A 19,918-nucleotide genomic window follows, 5' to 3' on the forward strand; every position below is an offset into this window, starting at 1 on the left:
CTTCACGATCAGCCAACGTCAGCATGTTGCGCACGGCGGGCATCCTGTCCCACCGAACCACCAAGATCAAGTGCTACGACTGACTGAACTCGCCCACTTCTTCCGGGATCGAGCACGATTTTGCCCGCGCCGAGCCGGCCGGCGGCGTTCCCCGGCTCCACCTGTCCCGCCACTATCCGGCCGCTCCCAGAATTTGGAGATCTTGGAAGTTGAGGGCCCCTCTGGGGGCCGGAATCTTCCAAGATTCGCTTCGGTTCCCGCTCGTCGTCGCTCGCGACGCTGGGAAACAGGCGTTGGCCGTCACCTGCGCTCGCGCCCGGTGATCGAGACCCACCATCACGTCGATGACGGCGACGAGCCGCACGAAGAGGGGGCCCATCCCAAGGTCGGGTTTCTCCCGGCAACCGCCACATGATGAGTGGACCTGGGTCGAAAGCGTCCGGCTTGGCCCGTCCGGCCGCCGTTGTGGCTACTCGGCCTCAGCCACGAAAACGCCCTTGCCCTGCTTGCCATACACCAAGCTTGATCTGCCCGGCGATGCCGTCAGCGATGCGGCGGTACTCAGCCTGCTCGTATGGCACGAAGGGAAGTCTAGGTCGGCAAGGTCCTCACTCACCACAAGATCAGCAATGGAGCAGTCCCGCCGGAACCTGCTGACCCCGCCGACGTCCGGTGGCAGGACTGCCCGCTGACCCGGTTCGGTCGGCGCGGCTTCGACCCTGAGGCGGTCCGCAGGTTCCTGCGCCGGTTGGAGGCCGACCTGGACGCCCTCTACCGGGAGATCGTCGCCGCCCAGGACGAAGCCCGCCGCCACCGGGAGGCCGCAGCGGAACTCCGCGCGGAGCGCTGGCGGCCCGACCCCTCGGCGCGGCGGCCCCGGGGCGAATACCGACGCCCGCCCTGTGGCCGCCCTACTCGCCCCGCCGGCAGGGCTGTCACCGTCGGCCCGGAGAGGGGCCGGGCGATGACTGACTACCCGGCGCTGCACGGCCCGTCGCGGCCGGACTGGAACTGCCTGGTCTGCGGCGGCCCGTGGCCGTGCCTGGCCCGTAAGCGCCAGCTCAAGGAGCTGTGCCAGTGCAACATCCGGACCCTTGTCCGCTATCTGACCTCGTACCTTCCGGACGCCCAGGCGGAGATGGAGAGCACCCGGGCCGTACCCGGCGGGCGGGGGCGTCGTGACCAGCCGTGAGGCGCCGATCGGACGCCGGGTCGCGCGGCTGCGGGTCCGGCGGCGGATGATGCAGCAGATGCTCGCCGACCGGCTCGGCAAGTCGAAGAGCTGGGTCGACAAGGTCGAGCGGGGGGTCCGCGCCCTCGACCGGTACACCGTGATCCAGGAACTCGCCGCCGCGCTGCGCGTCGACCCGGTGACGCTGCTCGGCCGCGACGCCCTCCCGTCGCCGGCGGCCCGCGCCGCCGCGCAGGGCGTCGACGGGGTACGCGCCGCCCTCGACCGCTACGACGCCGCGCTGGCCGGGCCGCAGGCGCAGCGGGCGGCACCGCCGGTCGGCGAGCTGGACCAGCGGGTACGGCACGCCTGGCTGACCTACCAGCACGCCGACTATCCCCAACTGCTGCGGATCCTGCCGGAGCTGCTCGGCGACACCCGACACGCCCACGCCGCCCACGGCGACGGAGCTGCGGAGCTGCTGGTGCAGGCGTACCGGATCACGTCGTCGGTGTTGGTGAAGCTCGGCGTGGGCGACCTCGGCTGGCTGGCCGCCGACCGAGCCATGTCCGTGGCCGCCGGCGATCCGCTGCTGGTGGCGACGGCAGCTCCAGGCCGCCCTGGCCGCCGCCGGAGCCGGCGACGAACGCGGCGCGGAGGAACTGGTCGACCAGGCGGCCCGGATCGCCGACAAGACAGGCGAGACCGGCGAGGATCACGACCGGCACTGGACCGGTTTCGGCCCCACGGCGGTGCGGATGGCCCGGGTCGCCGCCGCCGTCGAACTGGGCAACGGCGGCGAGGCGGTGATCCTGCACGAACGGGTCGTCGGCGCGGACCACTGGCGACGGTTGCCCGCCGAGCACCGGGCGGCGTACCTGCTCGATGCCAGCCGAGGACACCTCCGGGCCGGCGACCCGCTCGCCGCCGGACGCGCCCTGGTCGACGCGGACCGGACCGCACCGGCCGAGGTCCGGTTACGGCCGGTGGCCCGTACGCTGCTCACCGACCTGACGCGCCACGAACCGGTGCCGGCGGACGTGGCCCGGATCGCCACGGCCCTTGGGATCGGGTGACGGGCCGGACGGGCCCCCGTCAGTGCCCAACACCGCGCCCCGAGGCCCTGCCGTCGAGCCCGCACCAGCCGAGGTGCTGGCGCGGCTCCCGACGCCTGACACACCCCTACCGGCTACTGGAGCGATGGGCACGAGACCACGGACAGGCAAGGAGAGTGCCGGCCGGTGGATGGGGGCAGGGTCGGCAAGGCCGGCGGCGGAGGCCGGTGCGACGGGACGGGTTTCCATGGGCGTCTTCCGCCGGGGCGGCCTGCCTTCCTGCGGCTCCTACGGAGCTGCCCCGTTTGTGCTACCGGAGTGCGGGAGTGTCAGGTGCGGGAGCGTGGGGTGCCGAGGTGGGCGCGTAGACGGGGCAGCTCCGTAGGAGCCGAAGGGCATGTCGCCTGGGTGGAGCCGACAGCACCATTGAGGTCGCCGCAATCGGACTCCGGGCGTGAGTCAGGGCTTCGGTAGGCCGCGACTTTGCCGAGGCCCTGGGGGTGCAGGCCATCCTCGTCCTGCACCACGTCGAAGCCAACCGCCACGAACAATGAGAATGGTTCACTGTGCCGCAGTGAAAAATGTCGGCGGGCGCGTTCTGCCGACGAAACCGGCGAAGCGGGCCGGAGTGGGTCTCGCACCAGCCCGGCCGCCGGTCGACGGGCACCGGCGGGCACCCGTCCTGCGGACACCTTGTCCCAGCCTGCGGCCCTGCTCCTAGGGGCAGTGGTAGGGGCCCGCTAGGGGTTGGCAGCGCCGTCCGGGGCCAAATACCTTCCTCCGGTACGTAGTGCCTGGTCTGCGCTGTAGTGCTGTTTGTCTGGCAATTTCTGGTCGGTTAGTGGGCTCTGGTTTTTGCGGCTTGAGGCGTCCGTGGACGGTAGTGGGCCGCCTGGTTTTTCCGGCCCGAAGAGGTGGCGGCAATGGCGACTGAGGACACTCTCCGGGAATACCTGAAATGGGTGACCGCGGATCTTCACCAGACGAAGCGGAAACTCGGGGAGCTGGAGGCGGCCAGCCGGGAGCCCATCGCCATCGTCGGCATCGGGTGCCGGTTCCCGGGCGGCGTGCGCTCCCCCGAGGAGCTGTGGCGGCTCGTCGCCGACGGCCGCGACGCCATCTCCGACTTCCCCGCCGACCGGGGCTGGGACGTCGACCGGCTCGTCCACCCCGACCCCGACCACCCCGGCACCTCGTACGTGGGGCAGGGCGGGTTCCTCGACTCGGCCACCGAGTTCGACGCCGGCTTCTTCGGCATCTCCCCGCGCGAGGCGCTGGGCATGGACCCGCAGCAGCGGCTGCTGCTGGAGACCTCCTGGGAGGCGTTCGAGCACGCCGGAGTCGACCCGGCGACGCTGCGCGGTCACCAGGTCGGCGTCTTCGCCAGCACCACCGGCCAGGACTACGCGGCGCTGCTCCAGTCGCCCCCGCCCGGCGTCGAGGGGTACGTCCTCACCGGCACCGCCGCCAGCGTCGTCTCCGGCCGGATCTCGTACGTGCTCGGCGTGGAGGGCCCCGCCGTCTCCGTCGACACCGCCTGCTCGTCGTCGCTGGTGGCGCTGCACCTGGCCTGCCACGCCCTGCGGCAGGGCGAGTGCACCCTCGCGCTGGCCGGCGGCGCGACCGTCATGTCCACCCCGGCCGCGTTCGTCGGCTTCTCCCGGCAGCGTGGCCTCGCCTTCGACGGCCGGGTCAAGGCGTTCGCGGGGGCCGCCGACGGCACCGCCTGGGGCGAGGGCGTCGGCGTGCTGCTCGTCGAGCGGCTCAGCGACGCCCGCCGCAACGGCCACCCCGTCCTCGCGATCGTGCGGGGCAGCGCCGTCAACCAGGACGGCGCGTCCAACGGGCTGACCGCCCCCAACGGCCCCGCCCAGCAGCGGGTGGTGCTCCAGGCGCTGGCCGGCGCGCGGCTCACCCCCGCCGACGTGGACGCCGTCGAGGCCCACGGCACCGGCACCAGCCTCGGCGACCCGATCGAGGCCACCGCCCTGCTCGCCACCTATGGGCAGGGCCGTCCGGCGGACCGGCCGCTGCGGCTCGGCTCGGTCAAGTCGAACATCGGCCACACCCAGGCCGCCGCCGGCGTCGCCGGGGTCATCAAGATGGTGATGGCCCTGCGCCACGGCAGCCTGCCGGCCACCCTGCACGTCGACGAGCCCACCCCGCACGTCGACTGGACGGCCGGCGCGGTCGAACTGCTCACCGAGGCGCAGCCCTGGCCGGCGGGGGAGCAGCCCCGCCGCGCGGGCGTCTCCTCGTTCGGGATGAGCGGCACCAACGCCCACGTGATCATCGAGGAGGCCCCGGCGGAGACGCCGGCCCCCACGCCCGCGCCCGCCGAGGCCCCCGCACAGGCGGCCGGCCCCGCCCCGGTGACGGCCGCCGGCCGCGTACCGGTGCTGCTGTCCGCCCGGGACGCCGCCGGACTGGCCGCCCAGGCCCGCCGCTGGGCCGACTGGCTCGACGCCGACCCCGACGCCTCCGGGGCCCGGCTGACCGACCTCGGCTGGTCGTCGGTCACCACCCGGGGTGCCCTGGAACACCGGGCCGTCGTTCTCGCCGCCGACCGCGCCGGCCTGCTGCGCGACCTGCGTACGCTCGCCGCCGGCGACACCGCCCCCGGCCTCGTTACCGGCGGGCCGCGCGGCGGGCAGCTCGCGTTCCTGTTCTCCGGGCAGGGGGCCCAGCGTGCCGGGATGGGCCGGGAGCTGGCCGAGGCGTTCCCGGTGTTCGCCGCCGCTCTCGACGAGGTGTGCGCGCACCTCGATCCCCTGCTGCCGAAGCCGCTGAAGACCGTCCTGTTCGCCGAGGCCGGCACCGCCGACGCCGCGCTGCTCGACCAGACCGTGTTCACCCAGGCCGGCCTGTTCGCCGTCGAGGTGGCCCTGCACCGGCTGCTGACGTCCTGGGGCGTCACCCCCGACGTGCTGATCGGCCACTCCATCGGCGAGATCGTCGCCGCGCACGTCGCCGGGGTGTTCACCCTCGACGACGCCGCGAAGCTGGTCGCGGCACGGGGACGGCTGATGCAGGCCCTGCCGGCCGGCGGGGCGATGCTCGCCGTCGCCGCGTCCGAGGCGGACGTGGTCGAGTCGTTGGACGGGCTGACCGACTCCATCGGGATCGCCGCCGTCAACGGCCCCGCCGCCGTGGTCGTCTCCGGTGCCGAGGCGGCCATTGACGAGGTGGCCGGGCTGTGGGCCGCCCGGGAGGTGCAGACCAAGCGGCTGAAGGTCAGCCACGCGTTCCACAGCCCGCTCATGGAGCCGATGCTCGCCGGGTTCGCGGCCGTCGTCGCCGGCCTCGACCTGCGCGCGCCGACCCTGCCGATCGTGTCGAACCTGACCGGTGACCTCGCCGACCCGGAGGCGCTGCGCACCCCCGACTACTGGGTGCGGCACGTCCGCGAGGCCGTCCGGTTCGCCGCCGGCGTCGACCGGCTGCGCGCCCACGGCGTCGGCACGTACCTCGAGGTCGGCCCCAGCGGGGTGCTCACCGCCCTGACCCGGGACACCCTCGGGCCCGACGCCGACCCCACCGCCGCCGTGGCGCTGCTGCGCCGCGACCGCCCTGAGCCGGCGTCCCTGCTCACCGCGCTCGCCGAGCTGCACGTTGCCGGCGTGCCCGTCGGCTGGCGGGAACTGTTCGCCGGTGCCGACCCCCGCCGGGTCCGGCTGCCCGGGTACGCGTTCCACCGCGAGCGCTACTGGCCCGACCTGACGGCCCTGCCCGCCCCCGCCGGCGCGGAGTCCACCGCCGACGCCGCGTTCTGGGCGGCCGTCGAACGGGCCGACGTCGACGCGCTGCGCGACCAGCTCGGCACCGCCCCGGCCGGCGCCGCCGACCCCGTGGACACCCTGCTGCCCGCGCTGCCCGTCCTCGCCGCCTGGCGACGCGACCGGCACGACTCAGGCGTGGCGGACGGCTGGTCGTACCAGGTGGTGTGGAAGCCCGTGCCGGTCGCCGAGGGTGACCGGCCGGCGGGCCGCTGGCTGCTCGTGCTGCCCGCCGACGCCGAGCCCGCCTGGGCCGACGGCCTCGTCGACCTGCTGCGGGCCGGCGGCGACGAACCGGCGACCCTGCGCGTCGGGGCCGACGACCTCGACCGGGCCGCGCTCGCCGACCGGCTGCGCGCCGCCGTCGGCGACGCGCCCGTCGCCGGGGTGCTGCACCTCGTCGCCGGCCAGGACGCGCTGCTGCCCGCCCACCCCGGGACGAGCGTCGCCGCCGCCACCACCCTCGTCCTGCTCCAGGCCCTCACGGACCTCGACCTCACTGTCCCCGTCTGGTGCGTCACCAGCGGGGCCGTCAAGGCCGGCCCCGCCGACCGGGTCGACCATCCCCTCCAGACCCTGGTGTGGGGTCTCGGCCGGGCCGCCGCCGTCGAGCAGCCGCACCGCTGGGGCGGCCTCGTCGACGTGCCGGCCGCCCCCGACGAGAGCGTGCTGCGCCGGCTCGCCGCCGTCCTCGCAGGCGGCAGCGGCGAGGACCAGGTCGCCGTCCGCCCCGGCGGGGTCTGGGGCCGCCGGCTCGCCCCGGCCGCCGCCCCCGACCGGCCCGCCGCCGACTGGTGGGCCGACGGCACCGTCCTGGTCACCGGCGGTACGGGCGCGCTCGGCGGCCACGTCACCCGCTGGCTGCTCGACAAGGGGGCCCGCCGGGTCGTCCTCGTCGGCCGGCGCGGCGCCGCCACCCCCGGCCTCCTCGACGGGTACGCCGACGACGGGCGGGTCACCGCCGCCGCCTGCGACGTGACCGACCGGGACGCCGTCGCCGCGCTGCTGGACACGCTGCCTGACCTGACCGCCGTGGTGCATGCCGCCGGAACCGACCAGCTCACCCCGCTCACCGGCACCACCCTCGACGAGTTCTCCCACGTCGTCGCCGGCAAGGTGCTCGGCGCGCTGCACCTGCACGACTGCCTCGCCGACCGGCCCCTGACCGCGTTCCTGCTGTTCTCCTCCATCTCCGGCGTGTGGGGCAGCGCGGGCCAGTGCGCGTACGGGGCCGGCAACTCGCTGCTCGACGCGCTCGCCGTGCACCGCCGCGACCGGGGCCTCGCCGCCACCGCCGTGTCCTGGACCGCGTGGGGCGGGGCCGACGGCATGGCCGCCAAGAACACCGCCACCGAGGCGCTGCACCGGATGGGCCTGCCCACCATCGCCCCGCAGCACGCCCTCGTCGCCCTCGACCGGGCGGTGCGCCGCCCCACCCCCTGCGTCACCGTCGCCGACGTCGACTGGGGCCGCTTCCACCCGGCGTTCACCCTCACCCGGCCCAGCCCGCTGCTGTCCGAGCTGCCCCAGGTGCGGGCCCTCGCCGAAGCCGACGCCGAAGCCGCCGCCGCGCCGGCCGGCGTCGCCGACGCCCTGCGTCACCTCGCCGACCTGCCCGAGGCCGAGCAGGAACGCGAACTGCTCGGCCTCGTCAACGCGCAGACCGCCCGCGTCCTCGGCCACGCCACCGCCGACGACCTGCGCGGCCGGCCGTTCGCCGACCTCGGCTTCGACTCGCTCACCGCCGTGGACCTGCGTACCCGGCTCAACGAGGTCACCGGGCTGCGCCTGCCGGCCACCCTCGTCTTCGACTATCCGACCCCCGCCGACCTGGCCCGGCACCTGCGCGAGATCGCATTCGGGTCCGTCGCCGCCGCGCCCGCCGAGGCCGTCGTGACCGCCGCCACCGACGAACTCATCGCCATCGTCGGCATGGCCTGCCGCTACCCCGGCGACGCCCGGGGCCCCGAGGAGCTGTGGCGACTCGTCGCCGTTGGCGTCGACGCCATCGGCGACTTCCCCACCGACCGGGGCTGGGCCACCACCACCCCGGACAGCGGGTACGCCCCGGCCGGCGGCTTCCTCTACGACGTCACCGGCTTCGACCCCGCGTTCTTCGGCATCTCGCCCCGCGAGGCCCTCGCCATGGACCCGCAGCAGCGGCTCACCCTGGAGGCGTCCTGGGAGGTCCTGGAGCGGGCCGGACTCCACCCCGGCGCACTGAAGGGCAGCCGCACCGGCGTGTTCGTCGGCGCGTCCACCTCCGGCTACGGGACCGGGCTCACCGAGGTGCCCGAGGGCACCGAGGGATACCTGATGACCGGAGCCGCCCACAGCATCATCTCCGGCCGGGTCGCGTACACCCTCGGGCTGGAGGGGCCGGCCGTCACCGTCGACACCGCCTGCTCGTCGTCGCTGGTCGCGCTGCACCTGGCCGGCGAGGCGCTGCGCCGGGGCGAGTGCGATCTCGCGCTGGCCGGCGGCGTCACCGTGATGGCCACCCCCGGCACGTTCGCCGAGTTCTCCCGCCAGCAGGGCCTCGCCGCCGACGGCCGGTGCAAGTCGTTCGCCGCCGCAGCCGACGGGACGGGCTGGGCCGAGGGCGTCGGCATGCTCCTCGTCGAGCTGCTGTCCGACGCCCGCCGCAACGGGCACCGGGTTCTGGCGGTGGTGCGCGGCAGCGCGGTGAACCAGGACGGCGCGTCGAACGGGTTGACGGCGCCGAATGGTCCGTCGCAGCAGCGGGTGATTCGGCAGGCCCTGGCCACCTCGCGGTTGTCCACTGTGGACGTGGATGTGGTGGAGGCGCACGGGACCGGCACGACTCTGGGCGATCCGATCGAGGCGCAGGCACTGCTGGCCACCTATGGGCAGGGCCGCGAAACCCCCCTGCTGCTCGGGTCGATCAAGTCGAACATCGGGCATGCGCAGGCGGCGGCGGGGGTGGCGGGGGTGATCAAGGTGGTGCAGGCGATGCGGTACGGGGTGGTGCCGGCGACGCTGCACGTGGATGAGCCGTCGCCGCACATCGACTGGTCGGCGGGTGCGGTGGAGCTGGTGATCGAGTCCCGTCCGTGGCCGGTGGTGGACCGGCCCCGTCGGGCGGCGGTGTCGTCGTTCGGGATGTCCGGCACCAACGCGCATGTGATCCTCGAACAACCGGCGGAGCCCGCCGACGCCCCGGCCGAAGCCCGCTCGCCGGGACTCGTCGCCTCGGCGGCCCTCGTCTGGCCGGTGTCCGCCCGGTCCACGGCGGCGCTCCGTGACCAGGCCGCCCGCCTGGCCCGCCACGTCCGGGAGCGCGACGGCCTCGACCCTGCCGCGCTGGCCTGGTCCCTCGCCACGACGCGGTCGGTGTTCGATCAGCGGGCGTCGGTGGTCGGGTCGGGCGTGGCGGAGCTGCTGTCGGGGTTGGACGCCCTGGCGAGTGGCCTGCCGGCGGGCAACGTGGTGTCGGGTGTGGCGTCGGGTCAGGGTTCCGGGCCGGTGTTCGTGTTCCCGGGGCAGGGCGCGCAGTCGGTGGGGATGGCCGCCGGTCTGGTCGGTCGTGCGCCGGTGTTCGACGCGAAGCTTGCCGAGGGTCAGCGGGCCCTGGCTCCCTACCTGGACGTCGACCTTGTGTCCGTGTTGACCGGCGATGACGAGTCGTGGTTGGCGCGGGTGGAGGTGGTGCAGCCGGTCCTGTGGGCCGTAGGCATCGCCCTGGCTGCGGTGTGGGAGCACGTGGGTGTGTCCCCGCAGGCGGTGATCGGGCATTCGCAGGGTGAGATCGGTGCGGCGTGTGTGGCGGGGATTCTGTCGCTGGAGGATGCGGCGCGGACGGTGGCGTTGCGGTCGCGGGCTCTGGCGGTGTTGCGGGGTAGTGGGGCGATGGCGTCGGTGGACCTGTCCGTCGAGGCGGTCACTGAACGACTTGCCGCGTTCCCGGGTGTTGGCGTCGCGGCCGTGAACGGGCCGGGCACCGTGGTCCTGTCCGGGCCGCCGCAGCCGGTAGCGGACCTGGTCGACGCGTGTCAGTCCGACGGGGTGCGGGCGCGGTTGATTCCGGTGGACTACGCGTCGCATTCCCCGTCGGTGCAGGACGTGGCGGAACAACTCCGTTCGGACCTGGCCGACGTCGCCCCGCAGCCGGGCCGGGTTCGGCTCGTGTCGACGCTGACCGGCGACTGGGTCGACCCGGAGAGCATGACTGCCGACTACTGGTACGACAACCTGCGGCAGACCGTCCAGTTCGACGCCGCCGTCCGCGTCGCCGTGACGGCCGGTCATTCGACGTTCGTGGAGGTCAGCCCGCATCCGGTGTTGACGATGCCGGTGACGGCGATCCTCGACGACGCCGGGGTCGCCGGGCATACGCTGGGGAGTCTGCGCCGGGGTGACGACGACCCGACCCGGCTGTTGACGAACCTGGCCACCGCCCACGCGATCGGCCTGCCCGTCGACCTGACCAGGGTCCTCGCCGGGACCGGCACCGTCGACCTGCCCACCTACCCGTTCGCCCGGGACCGCTACTGGTTGCAGGGCACCGGCGCGAGCCTGGCCGGGTTGCCGTCGGTCGGCCTCGACGCCGCCGAGCACCCGCTACTTGGCGTCGTGGCCGACCTGCCCGGCGACGAGGGGCTGCTGCTCACCGGCCGGATCTCCCTGGCCACCCACCCGTGGCTCGCCGACCACGCCGTGCTGGGCACCGTCCTGCTGCCCGGCACCGCGCTGGTCGAGCTGGCCTCGTTCAGCGGCCGGCACGTCGACGCCGCCCACGTGACCGAACTCGTTCTGGAAGCCCCGCTCGCCGTGCCGGAGGAGGGGAGCGTGGACCTGCGGGTCCGCGTCGGCGCGGCCGGCGAGGACGGCCAGCGGCCCGTCTCCGTCCACTCGTCCGTCGGCGAGGTCCACCCGTCCGTCGGCGACGGCGGCGACCAGCCGGGGACCACAGCCGTCCGGCAGTGGCAGCGGCACGCCCACGGCCTGCTCGCCCCCACCCGGCCCGTCGTCGCCGCGCCGGCCGGCGCGTGGCCCCCGCCCGGGGCGGAACCGATCGCCCTCGACGCCCTGTATCCGCACCTCGCCGAGCAGGGCTACCAGTACGGCCCCGTGTTCCGGGCTCTGCGGGCCGCCTGGCGGCACGGCGGCGACCTCCTCGCCGAGGTGTCCCTCGACGCCGCCGCGCCCGCCGACTCCGCCCCGTTCTCCGTGCACCCGGCCCTGCTCGACGCCGCCCTGCACGCCATCGGCGCGAGCGCCCTCGGCCGCGCCGGGACCGACGGCGAGACCGCCGACAGCACCGACAGCGCCGCCGGCACCGACGCCGACAGCACCGACAGCACCGAGAGGAACGCCGGCAGCGACGCCGGGAGCCGTGGCGCGCAGCCGGGGCTGCCGTTCTCCTGGACCGGGGTGGCGATCGCGCCCACCCGGGCCAGGGAACTGCGCGTGCGGCTCACCGCCGCCGACGGGTCGGTGGCCGCCACCGTCACCGACACCGGCGGCGTGCCCGTCGCCTCCCTCGACGCCCTCGTGCTGCGGCCGATCAGCGCCGACCAGCTCAGCGCCGCCCGCCGCACCACCAACCGGTCCCTGCACCGCCTCGACTGGGTCACCCCGGAACCGGCCGCCGACCAGCCCGCCGTGCTGGCCGTGCTCAGCCCGGCCGTCGCCGAAGCCTCCGAAGGGAGCGACGGGTGGCCGGGCGTCGTCGAGGCGTACCCGAGCCTGGACGACCTGGTCGCGGCCGTGACCGGCGGCGCGGCCCGGCCCGGCGCGGTGCTCGCCGCCGTGACCGGGCAGCGCGCCGACGAGCCGAGCCCGGCGCGGGCCGCGCACCTGGCCGCCCACGAGACCCTCGCCTTGGCGCAGGACTGGCTGGCCCGGCCGGAGCTGGAGTCGGCCCGGCTCGTCGTCGTCACCCGGGGCGCGGTCGCCGTCGATGCCGACGACCGGCTCACCGACCTGCCCGCGGCCACCGTGTGGGGCCTCGTGCGCTCCGCCCAGTCGGAGCACCCGGGCCGCATCGTCCTGCTCGACCTCGACGACGACCCCCGGTCGGCGGCGGCTCTGCCGGCGGCCCTGGCCACCGGCGAGCCGCAGCTCGCCGTCCGCGCCGGGCAGCTCCGCGCGCCCCGGCTGGCCCGGCTCGGCCCGCCGGCGCCGGACGCGGCGGCCCCCGACCTGTCCGCCGGCACCGTCCTGGTCACCGGCGCGACCGGCGCGCTCGGCCGGCTCGTCGCCCGGCACCTGGCCACCCGGCACGGGGTACGCCGGTTGCTGCTGGTCAGCCGCAGCGGCCCCGGCGCTCCCGGCGCGGCCGACCTCGTCGCCGAGCTGACCGGCCTCGGCGTCGCCGTGCAGGTGGTCGCCGCCGACGTCACCGACCGCGACGCGCTCGCCGTGCTGCTCGACGAGGTCCCCGCCGACCGGCCCCTCGTCGGCGTCGTGCACGCCGCCGGGGTCCTCGACGACGGGGTGCTGCCGGCGCTCACCCCGGCCCGCCTCGACGCCGTCCTCGGGCCGAAGGTCGACGCCGCCTGGCACCTGCACGAGCTGACCGAGAAGCTGGACCTCGCCGCGTTCGTGCTGTTCTCGTCCGCGTCCGGGCTGTTCGGCGGCCCCGGCCAGGCCAACCACGCCGCCGCGAACGCCTTCCTCGACGCGCTCGCCCAGCACCGGCGCTCGCGCGGGCTCACCGGCACGTCGATGGCGTGGGGGCCGTGGGCCAACCCGGACCTGCCCGGCGCTGGGCCCGGCCACGTCGACGAGCGGCGGATGAGCCGGGGCGGCTTCCGCCCGCTCGACGCCGACGAGGGCATGGCGCTGTTCACCGAAGGGCTGCGTCACGGCGACCCGGTGGTCGTGCCCGTCGCCCTGGACCTCGGGGTGCTCGGCCGGCTCGGGCCGGCGCTGCCCCGGCTGCTGCGCGGCCTGGTCCGCCCGGCCGGCGCGGCGGCACCGGCGGCGGTCCCGGCCGCCGACGCGGCGGCGGCGCTGCGCGACACCCTCGCCGGCACCCCGGAGGCCGAACGCGACCGGGTGTTGTCCGACCTGGTCCGCACCCACGCGGCGGCGGTCCTCGGGTACGCGTCGCTGCGCGACGTCGACGCCGACAAGGGCTTCGTGGAACTGGGCTTCGACTCGCTGACGGCGGTGGAGTTCCGCAACCGGCTCACCGCCGCCACGGGGCTGCGGCTGCCGTCCACCCTCGTCTACGACCGGCCCACCACCACCTCCCTCGTCGGCCACCTGCGCGGCGCGCTGCTCGCCGAGCGCAGCACCTCCGCGCTGTCGGTGCTCGGTGAGCTGAGCAAGTTGGAAACCGTCATGCGGGCCGTCGCCGCCGTCGACACCGACCGCGCCGCCGTCGCCGCCCGACTGCGGGAGCTGCTGTCGGCGTGGACGCACGCCGAGGCCGACGCCGCCGACGACACCACCGCCGGCGACGACGGCCTCGCCTCCGCCACTGCGGAGGAGATATTCCACCTGCTCGACGACGAGCTCGGAACGGCCTGACCCGGATGCCCCGGACGTCTGATCCCGATACGGAGTGGCCCGATGCCCACTGAGGCGGAGTTCCTCGACTACCTCCGGCGCGCCACGGCCGACCTGCGCGAGGCGCGGCGGCGGGTGCGCGAGGTGGAGGCGAAGGACCGCGAGCCGATGGCCGTCGTGGGCATGGCCTGCCGGTTCCCCGGCGGCGTACGCGGCCCGGACGACCTGTGGGACCTCGTCGACGCCGGCCGGGAGGGGCTGGGCGACTTCCCCACCGACCGGGGCTGGGACCTGGAACGGCTGTTCCACGTCGACCCGGACAACCCGGGCACCTCGTACACCGACCAGGGTGGTTTCCTCTACGACGCCACCGAGTTCGACCCCGGCTTCTTCGGCATCAGCCCCCGCGAGGCCCTGGCCATGGACCCGCAGCAGCGGCTGCTGCTGGAGAGCGCGTGGGAGGCGTTCGAGTCCGCCGACCTGGACCCGCAGCGGCTGCGCGGCAGCCGCACCGGCGTCTTCGCCGGCGTGATGTACCACGACTACGCGTCCCGGGTGCTGGACCTGCCCGAGGGCGTCGAGGGGTATCTCGGCACCGGCAACTCCGGCAGCCTCGTCTCCGGCCGGGTCGCCTACACGTACGGGCTGGAGGGGCCCGCCGTCACCGTCGACACCGCCTGCTCGTCGTCGCTGGTCGCCGTGCACCTCGCCGTGCAGGCGCTGCGCCAGCGCGACTGCGACCTGGCCCTGGCCGGCGGCGTCACCGTGCTGTCCACCCCCGGCGTGTTCGCCGAGTTCTCCCGGCAGCGCGGCCTCGCCCCCGACGGGCGGTGCAAGTCGTTCGCCGCCGCCGCCGACGGCACCGGCTGGGCCGAGGGTGTCGGCGTGCTGCTGCTCCAGCGGCTCTCCGACGCCCAGCGCGACGGCCGCCGCGTCTACGCGGTGATCCGGGGCAGCGCCGTCAACCAGGACGGGGCCAGCAGCGGCCTCACCACGCCCAACGGCCCCTCCCAGGAGCGGGTCATCCGGCAGGCCCTCGCCAACGCCCGGATCGCCCCCGCCGACGTGGACGCCGTCGAGGCGCACGGCACCGGCACCACCCTCGGCGACCCCATCGAGGCGCAGGCGCTGCTCGCCACGTACGGGCAGGACCGGGCCGGGGCGCAGCCGCTGTGGCTCGGCTCGGTCAAGTCCAACCTCGGCCACACCCAGGCCGCCGCCGGCGTCGCCGGGCTGATCAAGATGGTGCAGGCGCTACGGCACGGCCGGCTTCCCGTCACCCTGCACGTCGACGCGCCGTCGGCGCACATCGACTGGGCCGCCGGGGCGGTGTCGCTGCTCACCGAACCCCGCCCCTGGCCCGAGGTGGGCCGGCCGCGCCGGGCCGCCGTGTCGTCGTTCGGCATCTCCGGCACCAACGCGCACGTCATCCTCGAACAGGCCCCCGCCGCCGAGGAACCCGACCCGGCCGCGCCGGCCGTCGTCCCGCCGCTGGTGCCCGTCCTGCTGTCGGCCCGCAGCCCCGAGTCCCTCGCCGCGCTGGCCCGCCGCTGGGCCGACCACCTCGACGCCGACCCCGCCGCCCGCCCCGTCGACGTCGCCGCGTCCTCGCTTGCCCGCGCCGGGCTGGACCGGCGGGCCGTCGTCGTCGCCGCCGACCGCGCCGAGCTGCTCGCCGGGCTACGCGCCCTCGCCGCCGACGAGCCGGCCGCGCCGGTCGTCACCGGCGTCGCCGCGCCCCGGGGCCGGGTCGCGTTCCTCTTCTCCGGGCAGGGCGCCCAGCGCCCCGGCATGGGCCGCGAGCTGGCCGGGGCGTACCCGGTGTTCGCCGCCGCTCTCGACGAGGTGTGCGCGGCGCTCGACCCGCACCTGCCCCGGCCGCTGCGCGAGGTGCTCTTCGCCGACGCCGGCACGCCCGAGGCCGACCTGCTGCACCAGACCGTGTTCACCCAGGCCGGCCTGTTCGCCGTCGAGGTGGCCCTGTTCCGGCTCGCCGGGTCGTTCGGGCTCGCCCCCGACTTCCTCGTCGGCCACTCCATCGGCGAGCTGGCCGCCGCGCACGTCGCCGGGGTCCTCACCCTCGCCGACGCCGCGAAGCTCGTCGCCGCCCGGGGTCGGCTCATGCAGGCCCTGCCGGCCGGCGGGGCGATGCTCGCCGTCGCCGCCGACGAGGCGTCCGTGGTCGAGTCCCTCGTCGGGGTGGCCGGCCGGATCGGCGTCGCCGCCGTGAACGGCCCCGCCGCCGTGGTCGTCTCCGGCGACGCCGCCGCCGTCGAGGAGGTGGCCGCCCACTGGGTCGACCGGGGCACCCCCATCCACCGGCTGCGGGTCAGCCACGCGTTCCACAGCGAGCTGATGGACCCGATGCTCGCCGAGTTCGCCGCCGTCGCCGCCGGGCTGACGTTCCGGCCGCCCACCGTGCCGATCGTGTCGAACCTGACCGGCCGGGTCGCCGAACCGGGGCTGCTGTGCGGCCCCGACTACTGGGTGCGGCACGTGCGCGAGGCGGTCCGCTTCGCCGACGCCGTCGACCGGCTCGCCGAGGCCGGCGTCGGCACGTACGTCGAGCTGGGCCCCAACGGGGTCCTCACCGCCATGGCGCAGAGCTGCCTCACCGACCCCGCCACCGTGCTCGTGCCGCTGGTCCGCAAGGACCGCCCCGAGCCCCGCGCCCTGCTGGAGGCCCTGGCCCGGCTGCACGCCGACGGCCTGCCCGTCGACTGGGACGCCCTGTTCGCCGACGCCGGGGCGCGCCGGGTCGACCTGCCCACGTACGCGTTCGCGCACGAGCGGTACTGGCTGGAGCCGGCCGGCCGGATCGCCGACGTCTCCGGCGCCGGCCTCGGCGCGGCCGGGCACCCGCTGCTCGGCGCGGCGGTCTCCGTGGCCGGCGAGGACATGGTGCTGCTCACCGGCCGGCTGTCCCTGGCCACCCACGGCTGGCTCGCCGACCACGCCGTCTCCGGCGTCGTCGTGGTGCCCGGGGCGGCCCTGGTCGAGCTGGTCGTGCGGGCCGGCGACGAGGTCGGCGCGTCCCGGGTGCGGGAGCTGACCGTCGCCACCCCGCTGACCCTGCCCGAGGCCGGCGGCGTCCGCGTGCAGGTGCGCGTCGGGGCCGCCGACGACACCGGCGCCCGCGCGGTGACCGTGCACGCCCAGTCCGAGGAGGACCCGGAGGCCGGCTGGGTCCGGCACGCCGAGGGCGTCCTGGAACCGGCCGCCGCCGCCGAGCCCGCCCTCGGCGGGTGGCCGCCCGTCGCGGCCACCGAGGTCGACCTCGCGCCATGGTACGACGCGCTCGCCGGGCGCGGGCTGGCGTACGGGCCCGCGTTCCGGGGGCTGCGCCGGCTGTGGACCGGCGACGGCGAGGTGTACGCCGAGGTCGCCCTGCCCGAGGCGGTGGCCGGCCAGGCCGCCGCGTTCGGGGTGCACCCGGCGCTGCTGGACGCCGCCCTGCATCCCGTGGGGGCGCTGCTCGCCGACGCCGGCGGCGGCCCCCGGGTGCCGTTCGCGTTCTCCGGCGTGCAGGTGCACGCGTCCGGGGCGACGGCGCTGCGGGTACGGCTGACCCGCGACGGTTCGGCGGTGCGGCTCGTCGCCACCGACGGGGCGGGCGCGCCGGTGGTGTCGGTGGACTCCCTCGCGCTGCGGGAGATGACCGGCCTGACCGCCCCCGGCGTCGCCACCCGCTCGCTGTTCGAGGTCGTCTGGCAGTCCGCCGAGGACGTGCCGCCCGCCGAGGAGCCCACCGGCTGGGCGTTGCTCGCCGCCGCCCGGCCGGGCGCGCTTTCCGCCGACCGGACCGGCCCGGTGCCCGACGCCGACGCGGCCGTCCCGGCGTTCGCCGTCGACCTGCCCGTCTTCGGGGACGTGGCGGCGGTGCTGGCCGCCGCCGACGAGGCGGGGGAGGGGCTGCCGCGCGCCCTCGTGCTCCCGGTGTCTCCCACCCCTGTCGCCGATCTTCCCGACGCCGAGCGCGCCGGCGTTCCGGCTGCCCCGCCCGCCGGCCTGCCCGACGTCGTCCGGGCGGTCACGGCCGACGTCCTCGGCGTGGTCCAGGCGTGGCTGGCCGCCGACGCGCTGGCCGACACCCGGCTGGTCGTGCTGACCCGGGGCGCGGTGGCCACCCGCGGCGACGACCCGGTGACCGACCTGGCCGGGGCCGCCGTGTGGGGCCTGCTGCGCTCGGCGCAGTCCGAGCACCCCGACCGGATCGTCCTCGCCGACCTGGACGCCGACGCCGACGCCGACGCCGCCGCCCTGGCCGTGCTCGCCGGGGTGGCCGCCGACCCCGTCGGCACCGGCGGGCAGGTGGCGCTGCGCGGTGACGCCGTGCTCACGCCGCGCCTCGTGCGCACCGCCGCCCCGGCCGACCCCCCGGCCGCCGCCCTCGGCGACGGCACCGTCCTGGTCACCGGCGGCACCGGCGCGCTCGGCGCGCTCGTCGCCGAGCACCTGGTCACCACGTACGGGGCCCGGTCCCTGCTGCTGGTGTCCCGGCAGGGCCCGGCGGCCCCCGGCGCGGACGCGCTGGCGCGGCGGCTCGCCGACCTGGGTGCCCGGATCGAGGTGGTCGCCGCCGACGTCACCGACCGCGACCGGGTGGCCGCGCTGGTCGCCGGGGTCAGCGGCCGGCTGGCCGGCGTGGTGCACACGGCGGGCGTCCTCGACGACGGCGTGGTCACCGCGATCAGCGCCGAGCGGCTGGCCGGGGTGCTCGCCCCGAAGGCCGCCGCCGCGTGGCACCTGCACGAGGCGACGGCCGGGCGGGACCTCGACCTGTTCGTCGTGTACTCCTCCGTCGCCGGGGTGCTCGGCTCGCCCGGCCAGGCCGCGTACGCGGCGGCGAACACGTTCCTGGACGCCCTCGCGGCGTACCGTCGCCAGGCCGGCCTGCCCGCCGCGAGCCTCGCCTGGGGCATGTGGGACACCGCCGGGATGGCCGCGACGGTCGGCGACGCCGACCGGGCCCGATCGACCCGCGCCGGCATCTCGGCGATGAGCGCCGCCACCGGCCTCGAACTGTTCGACGCCGCCCTCGCCGCGGGCCGGCCGGCCCTGGTGCCGGCCGTGCTCGACGTGCCGGCCATGCGGGCCCGGGTCGTCGCCGGCCGGGTGCCGTCGCTGCTGCGGGTGCTGCTCGGCGCGGTGACCGCCCGCCGGCAGGCCGGCCACGGCAACTGGGCCGACCGGATCGCCGGCCTGGACCCGCAGGACGCCCGCGACCAGGTCGACGCCCTCGTCCGGGGCCTCGTCGCCCAGGTGCTCGGGCACAGCGGCGCGGACGCGGTGCCGGCGGACCGGGCGTTCCGGGAGTTGGGGTTCGACTCGTTGACGGCGGTGGACCTGCGTAACCGGGTCAACGCGGCCACCGGGCTGCGGCTGGCGTCGACGCTGGTGTTCGACTACCCGACGCCGCGCATCCTCGCCGGCCAGGTGTACGCGGAACTCGCCGGCACCAGGGCCGCCACCGTCACCCCCGCCGAGGCGGTCACCGCCACCGGCCTCGACGACCCGATCGCGATCGTCGGCCTGGCCTGCCGCTTCCCCGGCGGCGCGGACAACCCGGACCAGCTGTGGGAACTGCTGGCCACCGGCGGCGACGGGATCAGCGAGTTCCCCGCCGACCGGGGCTGGGACCTGGACACCCTGTTCGACCCGGACCCGGCCAACAGCGGCACCTCGTACACCCGGCACGGCGGTTTCCTCTACGGGGCGGCCGAGTTCGACCCCGCCTTCTTCGGCATCTCGCCCCGCGAGGCGCTCGCCATGGATCCGCAGCAGCGGCTGCTGCTGGAGACGTCGTGGGAGACGTTCGAGTCCGCCGGCCTCGACCCGCACCGGCTGCGCGGCAGCCGCACCGGCGTCTTCGCCGGCGTCATGTACCACGACTACGCCTCCCGGCTGATGGACCTGCCGGCCGAGGTGGAGGGCTACATCGGCACCGGCACCTCCGGCAGCGTGCTGTCGGGGCGGGTCGCGTACACGTTCGGCCTGGAGGGGCCGGCGGTGACCGTGGACACGGCATGCTCGTCGTCGCTGGTCGCGTTGCACCTGGCGGCGCAGGCGCTGCGCAGCGGCGAGTGCGACCTGGCCCTGGCCGGCGGTGTGACGGTGATGGCCACCCCGGGCACGTTCGTCGAGTTCTCCCGGCAGCGCGGGCTGTCGGCCGACGGGCGGTGCAAGTCGTTCGCCGCCGCCGCCGACGGCACCGGCTGGGGCGAGGGCGCCGGCGTGCTGCTCGTGCAGCGGCTCTCCGACGCGCAGCGCGACGGCCGGCGGGTCTACGCGATCGTGCGCGGCACCGCCGTCAACCAGGACGGCGCGTCGAACGGGCTGACGGCGCCGAACGGTCCATCGCAGCAGCGGGTGATCCGGCAGGCCCTGGCCAACGCCCGGCTCACCGCCGCCGATGTGGACGCCGTGGAGGCGCACGG

The 19,918-nt window shown here is 76.1% G+C and carries 3 protein-coding genes and 1 pseudogene; all 4 read left to right on the forward strand.

Features of this window, described 5'->3' with window-relative positions; all coding sequences use genetic code 11:
* The first annotated feature begins 748 nt into the window (after positions 1-748).
* Positions 749-1,192: a hypothetical protein gene (locus tag ACFT41_RS29590; RefSeq protein ID WP_377587985.1), complete on the forward strand. Its 444-nt coding sequence runs from the start codon at positions 749-751 to the stop codon at positions 1,190-1,192.
* Positions 1,193-1,238: 46 nt separating this feature from the next.
* Positions 1,239-2,247: pseudogene (locus ACFT41_RS29595) on the forward strand (helix-turn-helix domain-containing protein).
* 902 nt (positions 2,248-3,149) lie between these two features.
* Positions 3,150-13,502: a type I polyketide synthase gene (locus ACFT41_RS29600; protein ID WP_377614060.1), complete on the forward strand. Its 10,353-nt coding sequence runs from the start codon at positions 3,150-3,152 to the stop codon at positions 13,500-13,502.
* Between the two features lie 27 nt (positions 13,503-13,529).
* On the forward strand, positions 13,530-19,918 hold a 6,389-nt coding region (locus ACFT41_RS29605), incomplete at its 3' end, for a type I polyketide synthase (protein ID WP_377614061.1).

The organism is Micromonospora sp. NPDC057141 (assembly GCF_042670805.1).
Taxonomy (GTDB): domain Bacteria; phylum Actinomycetota; class Actinomycetes; order Mycobacteriales; family Micromonosporaceae; genus Micromonospora.

What these genes read in the sequence shown, in the direction of transcription:
- ACFT41_RS29600 (WP_377614060.1), top strand. Translation starts at nt 3,150, where the DNA reads ATGGCGACTGAGGACACTCTCCGGGAATACCTGAAATGGGTGACCGCG.